This is a genomic window from Kitasatospora sp. NPDC127035 (assembly GCF_042726075.1).
In the GTDB taxonomy this organism is placed as follows: domain Bacteria; phylum Actinomycetota; class Actinomycetes; order Streptomycetales; family Streptomycetaceae; genus Kitasatospora.
The window spans coordinates 1-9,385 of the sequence record NZ_JBHXDN010000124.1; the positions used below are offsets into that span (position 1 = coordinate 1).

General features: G+C 74.1%; 6 protein-coding genes. 2 read left to right on the forward strand and 4 right to left on the reverse strand.

Annotated elements, in window-relative coordinates; genetic code table 11:
- Positions 1-51: 51 nt before the first annotated feature.
- The 3 genes from ACFWIC_RS40080 to ACFWIC_RS40090 all read right to left on the reverse strand — a co-directional run bounded on the left by ACFWIC_RS40080 (position 52) and on the right by ACFWIC_RS40090 (position 5,006).
- The gene (locus ACFWIC_RS40080; protein ID WP_380522045.1) at positions 52-966 is read right to left on the reverse strand and encodes an HAD family hydrolase; all 915 of its coding nucleotides are present in this window, start codon (positions 964-966) and stop codon (positions 52-54) included.
- 4 nt (positions 967-970) lie between these two features.
- Positions 971-3,544: a phosphoribosyltransferase gene (locus ACFWIC_RS40085; RefSeq protein ID WP_380522047.1), complete on the reverse strand. Its 2,574-nt coding sequence runs from the start codon at positions 3,542-3,544 to the stop codon at positions 971-973.
- Positions 3,545-3,794: 250 nt separating this feature from the next.
- Positions 3,795-5,006: an HpcH/HpaI aldolase/citrate lyase family protein gene (locus ACFWIC_RS40090; RefSeq protein WP_329951552.1), complete on the reverse strand. Its 1,212-nt coding sequence runs from the start codon at positions 5,004-5,006 to the stop codon at positions 3,795-3,797.
- 343 nt (positions 5,007-5,349) lie between these two features.
- Here ACFWIC_RS40090 and ACFWIC_RS40095 point away from each other — a divergent pair, with 343 nt between their 5' ends.
- Positions 5,350-6,486, forward strand: coding sequence for a TerD family protein (locus ACFWIC_RS40095; RefSeq protein WP_380522049.1), 1,137 nt, complete (start codon positions 5,350-5,352; stop codon positions 6,484-6,486).
- 182 nt (positions 6,487-6,668) lie between these two features.
- Here the strand turns inward: ACFWIC_RS40095 and ACFWIC_RS40100 are convergent, their stop codons facing one another.
- Positions 6,669-7,409 carry a Tellurium resistance gene (locus ACFWIC_RS40100; protein ID WP_329878959.1) on the reverse strand — a complete coding sequence of 247 codons (741 nt, stop codon included), beginning with the start codon at positions 7,407-7,409 and terminating at the stop codon, positions 6,669-6,671.
- Positions 7,410-8,148: 739 nt separating this feature from the next.
- On the opposite strand from ACFWIC_RS40100, the gene ACFWIC_RS40105 reads away from it, so the two are divergent.
- Positions 8,149-9,294, forward strand: a complete 1,146-nt coding sequence (locus tag ACFWIC_RS40105; RefSeq protein ID WP_380522052.1) for a DUF2637 domain-containing protein — start codon at positions 8,149-8,151, stop codon at positions 9,292-9,294.
- Positions 9,295-9,385 lie beyond the last annotated feature (91 nt).

A 9,385-nucleotide genomic window follows, 5' to 3' on the forward strand; every position in this document is an offset into this window, starting at 1 on the left:
CCCCTACGGTCGTAGGGGTCACCGGGCCGCCGGGCCACCGGTGCGCTTCCGCTAGCGGACGGCGACCGGGACGAGGTCGTCCGCCTCGCCCCGGACGCGGGCCAGGAACCGTCGGACGATCTCCTCGCCGGCGGCCACCCCGACCTCGTCGAGGGCGGTGACACCGGGGGCCGTCCAACCGCTGTCGGCCAGCTCGCCGTGCCCGGGGCGCCAGGCGGCGTCGGCGGCGAGCAGCAGGTCGGCGTCCAGCAGGGAGTCACCGGCGGCGAGCACGGCGGGCCCGCCGTCAACACCGTCCACGCCGTCCACGCCGTCGACACCGGCCCGGCGCCGGACCTCGGCCAGGGCGGCGCTCTTGCTCAGCGGCCCCGGCACCGCGTACACCTTGCGGCCCTGGAGCGAGACGCTCCAGCCGCGCTCGGCACACCAGCCGGTGAGCTCCTCCAGCCAGCCGACCGGCAGCTCGGCCCGCTCGACCACCAGGTACGCGAAGAGCTCGTCGGCGACCCGGCGCTTGTGCGTCCACTCCGGGTCGGCGCAGAGGGCCAGGTGCTCGACCACCTCGGCCAGCGGCGCCGCCCCGGCGGCCAGCCGGCCGGCCATCTCGGCCTCCCAGTCCTCGTCCGGCACGCCGTCGACGAGCAGCCGTCCGCCGTTGCTGCAGATCGCGTACGACGGGACCCAACCGGGCGTCGGGCCGGGCAGGTTGACCCGCTCGTACTGGGCCTGGGTGCGGGTGGTGGCGGGGACGAACAGGGCCTCCTGGGCCAGCTCCACCAGCAGTGCGGCGGCCTGCTCGGTCATGAAGGAGAGCGCCTTGCCGTCGTGCACCTCGACGGAGAGCAGGCGTGGCGCGAGCCGGTCGGGCACGTCCAGGGCGAGGGCGCGGTTGGAGTAGATCAGGGTGCGGTCGAGGTCGCTCGCGACCAGGAAGCCGCGGGGCAGCGAACCACGGGGGCTGCTCATCGGTTCAGGACTCCTTCACCAGGACGGCCGTGCCGGAGGCGCCGGTCGCTCCCCGGCTGTAGCGGGGGTGGATCAGGCCGACGCACGAGTACGGCAGGTCGTCGACCTCCTCGACGGGGACGCCGCGCTGGGCGGCGAGCAGGCGGACGTGGTCGAGGTCCGCGCCTGCGCCGCGGCGGGCCAGGACCCGCCAGGGGACGCGGCGCAGCATGACCCGGGTGGTCTCGCCGACGCCGGGCTTGACCAGGTTGATGTCGTCGATGCCGTACTCGGCGCTGATCCGTTCGACGGCGGCCCAGCCGGCCCAGTCGGGCGTGCGGTCCGCGGCGCGGTCGGTGTCGAGGAACCGGCCGGCCGCGGCGACGGCCTCGGCCCGGACGGCGTCGAAGTGGTCGGCGACGGTGTCCAGGAAGGCACCGGAGACGTCGGCGCCGGCCAGGTCGGTGTAGTGCTTGGCGCCGTGGAAGTCGTCCGGGCCGATCAGGTCGGTGCGCAGCACGGTGCGCGAGACGAGGCCGGAGACGGTCGAGTTGAGGCAGGCGGAGGGGATCAGGAAGTCGTCCCGGGTGCCGAAGGTGCGCACGCAGCGGCCGGGGTCGGCGAGGACGGCCAGCCCGGAGTCGAAGCCGCTGCCCGCCAGGGCCTCGTCGAGTTCGCGGGTGATCGCGCCCTTGCCGGTCCAGCCGTCGACGAAGACCACGTCGGAGGCCCGGTGGTGGGCGGCCAGGTACCGCAGGGCGACCGGGTCGATGCCGCGGCCCCGGACGATGGAGACGGCGTAGTGGGGGGCTTCGACGCCGTGTCCGGCGGCCAGCCAGCGGCGGATCAGGACGCCGACGGGCGTCCCGGCGCGGGCCAGGGAGGCGAGCACCAGACCCCGGCCGCGTTCGGCGACCAGCGTCTCGGCGACGGTGCCGACGGCGAGGGCGATCCGCCGGGCGGAGACCCGCAGCGCCTGGTGGAACAGCTCCTGGTACTCGGGGCTCGGCTGGTACTCGACCGGCAGTGACTCCGCGTAGTGGGCGCCGCCGCTCTGCACGGCCTCCTCCCGCTCCTCGGTGGGCGCCTCCAGCGCGACGCCGGAGAGGTCCTTGAGCAGCCAGGCCACCTCGTCGGCGCGGTAGGAGGAGAACGCCGGACCGTACAGCGGGCGCGGCAGCCGGGACTCCGGGGCGCCCGCCAGAGCACCCGCCGCCGCGCCGCCCGCCGCCGCGCCGCCCTCCGCCGTGTCGCCCGGCCGGTGCGTGGGCAGGACGGCGAGCACCACCCGGTCGGTGACCCGTCGCAGCTGGCCGATCAGGGCGCGCTCGCCCTCGTGCAGTGCGGGGGTGTCGGCGACGTCGTCGACCACCAGGACGACGGTGGCGAAGCGGCGGGCCGGGTCGGCGCCGGGGGCGACGTTGTAGGCGTACCGCTCGCGCGAGGCGTCGTCGGCGGGGTCGTCGTGGGCGGGGAAGGCGAGCCGGGTGCGGATGGCGTAGCCGGGGTCGTCGACCGCGAGGACGGGCGAGCGGGTGGTGGTGGAGAAGTGGACCCGCTCGGCGCCGCCGGGGAGCCGTTCGGCGAGGGCGCCGGCCAGCCGCAGCGGCGTGTACATCAGCTCCTCGAAACCGAGCACCAGCACCCGCCCGCCGCCGTCACCGGACGCACCGGCGCTGTCACCGTCACCGGACGCACCGCCGTCGGAGGCGCCGCCGCCGTCACCGGCCACGACGGCCGCCAGTTGCCGGCCCAGCTCCGGGAGCGCGGCGTCGAACCGGGCCCGGTGCTCGCGGGTGAAGCCGTGCCGGCCGCCCTCCGGCAGGCCGGCCGGCCAGGCGAGCTCGGCGCGGACCAGCGGGGCCGCGGGGGCGGGCGGCGGCTCGGGCGCCGGTCCGGCGTCGGCGATCAGCCGCTCGGCGCGGTCCAGGATGTCCTCGGGGAGCTCGACGCCGCCGCCGGCCAGGGCCACCAGGTCGAGCCGGGCATCGAGTTCGGCGGCGACGGAGGCGAGCCGCTGCCGGTCGGCGGCACCCCGCAGGTCGACCAGCGCGACCACCACGTAGTGGTCCCGCTGGTGGTGGGCGTGGAGCGCGCGGATGGTGTTGAGCGCGGTGGTGCCGGTGGAGAACTCGTCGTCCACCAGCACCAGCGGCCCGTCCCCGGCGAGCAGCCGGGGGTCGGTGGGCAGCAGCAGGTGGGAGGTGGCGTGCGAGTGCTCCTCCTCGAAGCCGCCGACCGGATCGACGCCGGGCACCGGGCGGCGGGTGGAGTGCAGGTAGGGGGCATCCAGGCCGTCGGCGACGCTGTGGCCGAGGCCCGTGGCGGTCTCGGCGTAGCCGAGCACGACGGCGCGCGCCGCGGCCTCGTCGCCGAGCAGCTCGCGGACCCGGCGGCCGAGGTCGAGCCCGGCGCCGTGGACCACGGCGGGAAGCTGCGGGACGTGCTTGCCGAGCACGGTGGAGACCAGCAGATGGGCCCGCTTGCGGTTCTCCCGCAGGGCGAGGCCGACCAGTTCGGGGAGCCGCTCGGAGCCGGTCAGGCCGACACCGGCCCGCTCGGCCACCCATCGGCCGGTCCACTCCTGCGGTGCTGCCACGAGACGTCCTGTCACTACGGGTCCTGCTTTCGGTGGTGCGGTTCACATCTGGACGAACGGCGACGGACTACGACGGACTACAGCGATCTAAGACGTTCTACGACGTTCTACGAACGAGCAACGACGGACACCCGGGACGCGCCCCGGGGGCGAGCCGCCGCCGGAACGGGCGCGCACGACGGACGGGCCGCCGCCGGAACGGGCGCGCACGACGGACGGGCCGCCCGAAGACGGCCCCGGGCGGCGGTCCTCACCGGCAGAGGCAGGCCGAGAGCAGCTCCGCGAAGCTGACGTCCTCCCGGGCCACGCCGAACACCTCCGCCCGAAGCAGCACCCGCTCGGCCCAGGCCCGGTGGGGCTTGGCCTCGTTCATCTTGTTGGTGTACGCCGAGCGCATCACCCCGCCCCCGCCGCGCTCCTGGTCGAGGATGTCCCGGGCGTCGCTGTACTCCTCGTGCGTGACCACCGAGAGGGCGTGCACGGCGGGCACGTGGCTGGGGTGGATGCAGGTCTTGCCGAGCAGGCCGTTGGCGCGGTCGAGCTCGATCTCGCGGATCAGCCCGTCGAGGTCGTGCTCGATGATCCGCTGCCGCACCGCCACCCCGGAGGGCTCGGCCTCGACGAACGGGGTGCGGCGCAACTGCGGCTTGAACATCCGTTCCTGGACGGGGAAGTACTCCCAGACCGGGCCGGTGACGGTGAACCCGGTGCCGTCGGCCCGGCCGAGCACGTTGACCACGTCCCCGATCACGGCGGCGACCAGGGCCACGTCGTACGCGGTCAGGTCGGGCGAGCGGCGCAGGCCGTACGCGGAGCAGAGGTCGGTGACTCCGAGCCGGACGGCGAGGACGCGCTCGCGGTACTTGTCGAGCAGCCGGGCTATGCCGAACAGCTGCTCCCGGCGGGTCTCCAGGTGGGCCAGTTCGGGCGACTCCAGGACCGGCATGGCGAACAGCCGCCGGCCGGTGGTCGCCTCGGCGGCGGCGAGCGCCTCCAGGAAGTCCCCGCCGTTCTCCTCGGTGAACTTCGGCAGGACGAATCCGGTGAGCAGGCCGACGGCCGGGCCGAGTCGGCCGACGAGGTCGGTGATCTGGGCGGGGGTCCGCACCCTGATGAAGAGGAGGGGCAGATCATGTGCGCAATCCGTGGAGATCTCACGGCCCGAAGCGGCCGCGGACACCTCCTCGAAGAGCTCCCCGAACCGGGCCACCAGGTTCGCCTCGGCGGCCGGCACCTCGTGGTCGGCGATCGCGTCCTCCAGGCAGAGGACCATCGAGACGACGCCCTGCGCGGCCTGCTTGCGGATGTCGGTCCGCAGCGTCGGCCGGGTCGCCGGACTGTAGAGCGTGGCGCCGAGTGCGGTCGCCAGGACGGCCGCGTCACTGTCCGGGGTGAACACCCGCGGCGATTCGAGAAAGAGCCGGTCGCGTACGTCGTCCGCGAGGTGGCCGAAGTGGCGCAAGGTGCTCTCCTCAGGGTTCGGCCGCCGGTCCGGCGGATGCGAGAACAGAACGCGGGACGGGACACGGGAGCAGTGGGCGGGGCGGTGCCGACACCCGGATGAACCGGCCCGGCAGCCGCGATGGTTCCCGGACGGGAACCGGCCCGATCCCCCTTGACCGGACCTCCGGACCCCTCGCTCGTCCATCGTACGGACGCCGCCCGGTCGAATGCACTTCCGAAACATCGAATTCTCGGAAGGTTACCTTCCGCTTCACAAAGCGCAAGCGTTGGCAAAGTCCCACCGATCCGCCACCTCCGGTCACGTTGTCCGAAGGGGTGGCGAACAGGCAGGATGGTCGGCTATGACGCACGTGATGGCCAAGGGCGCCAACATCGCACTGCCGGTGGCGGCGGTCCGCGCCGTGCTGCGCTGGAGCGCCACGCCCGGTGCGCCGGACGTGGACGCCTCCGCACTCCTGCTCGGTACCGACGGCAAGGTCCGTTCGGACGCCGACTTCGTCTTCTACAACCAGCCGCGCCACCCGTCCGGCCTGGTGCGCCACCTGCCCAAGCAGCAGACCTCGGGCGGCACCGAGATCGCGGACACCGTCGAGGCCGACCTCGGCAAGCTGCCCGCCGAGGTCGAGCGGGTGGTGCTCGCCGGCTCCTCCGAGGGCGGGTCGTTCCGCTCGGTGAGCGGGCTGCGCCTGCTGCTCTTCGACGCGGGCGCCGGCGAGGGCGCGACCGCCATCGCCGAGTTCGCCATGGCCGACGGCGACGAGGTCACGGCACTCGTCGCGGGCGAGCTGTACCGCCGGGGCGGCGTCTGGAAGTTCCGCGCCGTCGGGCAGGGCTACTCCACCGGGCTGATCGGTCTGGCCACCGACTTCGGCATCACCGTCGAGGACGAGGGCGACACCCAGGCCCCGGCCGGCGCGCCGGCCGCCGCCTCCCGGCCGCCCTCCCCGGTCGCCCCCGCCGTCGACCCGCGCGCCGCGCTGCCCGACCCCCGCCCTGCCCCGCGCCCCGAACCGGGCACGTTCACGCTGGCTCCCGCCGTGCCGCAGCCGTCGGCCGCAGCCGCTTCGGCGCCCACCGGCGTCCCGGCGAACACGCCCCCTCCGCCGGTCGCCCCGCCCACGGTGCCGCCGACGGCCCCGCCCGCCCCGACGGCGCCCCCGGCGCAGCAGCCGGGCGGTTACGGCTATCCGCAGCAGGCGGGCGGCTACGGCTACCCCCAGCCCGCCCAGCGCCCGGGGTACGGCTATCCGCAGCAGCAGCCCTACCCGCAGCAGCAGGCCGCCGCCGGGTACGGCTACCCGCAGCAGGCCCAGCCCCCGCAGCAGGGCGGCTACGGCTACCCGCAGCCCAACACCGGCGCCCCGCAGTCCCAGCAGCAGCCGGCCCAGCAACAGCCTGCCCAGCAGCCGGTGCAGCCGCAGGCCGCCCCCGAGGAGTTCGCGCTGCCGCCGCAGGGCCCGCAGTTCCAGCCCCGCTGACCCACCCCCCGCACGAGCACCCCGCCGCGCAACCACCCCGCCCGACCGCCGCACCGCGACATCCGGCCGACCGGCAGGCCGTCCGCCCGACTTGCCGTCCGCCCGGCCGCCGCAGCACACCGGCTGCGGCGTCCGGGAGCGCACGGGCCCTCCAGGCGCCGCCCTACCGACCCCCGCGCCCCTCAGTCCGCCGTCGCCGACCCCTTGTACCCGCGCTGCCACTGCATCCCGAAGCCGTACAGCCGGTCGATGTCGGCCTGGAACCCGTTGACGTACCGCACCTCGCGGCGGACCGTCAGCGTGTTGTCCCCGGTGTTCTCGATCAGCACCACCGCGCACGACCGCGCCGCCGAGGCCCGCTCCTCCAAATGGATCTCGATCCGCGGCCCGGACTGCGGCACGATCGTCACCACCGCGTTGGCCTGTTCGAACGCCGGCGTGCCGTCGTAGATGTAGACGAAGATCAGCAGCCGCTTGAACTGGTCCTTCTTCTCCAGGTTGACGTACATCGTCTCGCCGGACGGCGCCCCGTACTGGTCGTCGCCGCTGAGCTTGACGAACGGCGGGTGCTGGAGGTCCCCGAAGTAGCCGCCCAGCGGCTGCACCACGCCCCGGCTGCCGTCGGTCAGCTCGTACATGCAGGCCAGGTCGAGGTCCACGTTGACCTGCGTGTTCTGCGCCGTGTCCGGCTCCATCGGGCGGAGGATGCGCGGGTTCAGGAGCCTCCGGAGGGCGTCCCGGCCGGACGCCCGCGAAGCTCCTATCCGGGTGGTCCAGTGCAGGTTGACGTAGAGGTAGCCGGTGGTGGCAGCCGCACCGGTGATCGCGTGGTGCGGCTGCGACTTGGTGAGGGTGATCTTGTACTGCCCGCTCGTGTCGAGGCTGTTCCGCTCCCCGCGCAGGTACTCCCAAATCGAGGCCATGCCGTCCTCCCCCAGCCCCGTCAGTCGATCTGACGGGCCGCCGCTCCATGATCGGGCATCAGCCCGCCCCCGGGTACCTGAACTCCCTACCCACCGCCGGTTACCGGACACCGTCCGGACAGCGGCCGGACGCCACCCGGACCCCGTCGGCCCGGCACCCGGCAGCCCACCGCCGCCGCATCACCTCCCGCGGCCCGCAGCCGCCCCTATAGCCGCCCCCACGGCCACCCCGAAGCCCCTTCGTGCACCATCGAGACAGCCCCCGGACCGCCCCCGGTCCGGCCCCGGTCCGGCCCCCGACCGACTTCCGGGCCACCTCCCGAAACATCCTCCGACGCACGTTCCGCCGCACTTTCCGAGGCGCCTCCCGACGCACCCCGACCAGCTTCCGCAACGCCTTCCGAACCACCTCCGCAGCCTCCACCGGGGCGCACGACCGGCCGTCACCCGGCCCTCCACGGCACGCCGAGGCACCACCGGAACGGCGTCCGACGGCCGCCGGAGGGCCACCCGACGGGCACCGGCGGGTCGATTGCGGGGCGAAGCCACCCTCCCGTACCATGCGGCCACTTCGGACGCGATATCGTCTAGCCGCACAGGTGTCCCGCCCGTCCCTGCCCGGGCACGGCGGACGCCCGTCGACAACGACGCACCGTCAGGCCCGGTCCCGGGGACGAGCCCTGACCGCCTGTGTCGCACCGTGACCTGTCCCCTGCGGAAACCTGAGGCCCGACCCGCAATGAACCTGACCTCCATACAGCTGGTCTGGACCGTCATCGGCGGCGCAGCCCTGCTCTTCACAGCCATCCTGGTGGCGACGCTGCGCTTCAAGAACAACACCAAGAAGCAGGACTCGGGCGACTCCTGGGAGCGCAGCGAGGAGCGCCGCCGGCGCAAGGAGATGATCTACGGGATCTCCTCCTACGTCCTGCTGTTCTGCTGCGCCGGCGTCGCGGCCGCGCTCTCCTTCCACGGCCTGGTCGGCTTCGGCAAGGAGAACCTCGGCCTGTCGAACGGGTGGGAGTACCTCGTCCCGTTCGGCCTCGACGGTGCCGCGATGTTCTGCTCGGTGCTCGCCGTCCGCGAGGCCAGCCACGGTGACGCGGCGCTCGGCTCGCGTCTGCTGGTCTGGGTGTTCGCGATCGCCTCGGCCTGGTTCAACTGGGTGCACGCCCCGCGCGGCATCTCCCACGACGGCGCCCCGGAGTTCTTCTCCGGCATGTCGATCTCGGCCGCGATCCTCTTCGACCGCGCGCTGAAGCAGACCCGCAAGGCCGCGCTGCGCGAGCAGGGCCTGGTGCCGCGCCCGCTGCCGCAGATCCGGATCGTCCGCTGGCTGCGCGCGCCCCGCGAGACCTACGCCGCCTGGTCGCTGATGCTGCTGGAGAACGTCCGCAGCCTGGACGAGGCCGTCGAGGAGGTGCGCGAGGAGCGCCAGGCGAAGCTGGACGCCAAGGTGCGTGCCCGCAGCGCCGACCGTCGCGAGCGCGCCGAGCTGAAGGCCATCTCCCGCCAGGGCGGGATGCTCTCCCGGGGCCGCAGTGGCCGCCAGGTTCCCGCGCTCGCCGCTGCCGGAGACGGCCCGAGCACTACGGAGCCTGCCCTAGCCGCCGAGGCAGACGCTCTCTCCAAGTCCACCTCCTCCGCGCTGGAGCCCGCCTCGCTGAGCTCCTTCGACACCGGCCGCCGGACGCGCGCCGCCGTCGCCTCCTCGACGTCGACGTCGACGTCGACGTCGTCCTCCGCCTCGCTGTCCTCCTCGTCCTCCTCGTCCTCCTACCGCAGCTCGACCATCGACCTGACGGCGGACGACGACACCCTGTCGATGCCCAAGCTGGACTCGCTGGAGCGCAAGCTGCGCGCCATCGAGCAGCAGCTCGGCTGAGACACCGCACCCGAAGGCCTGAGGGCCCGAGCCCCGGCCCGGGGCCTGAAGCCCGAAACGCCGGAACGGCCGCCCCCCACTCCAGGGGGGC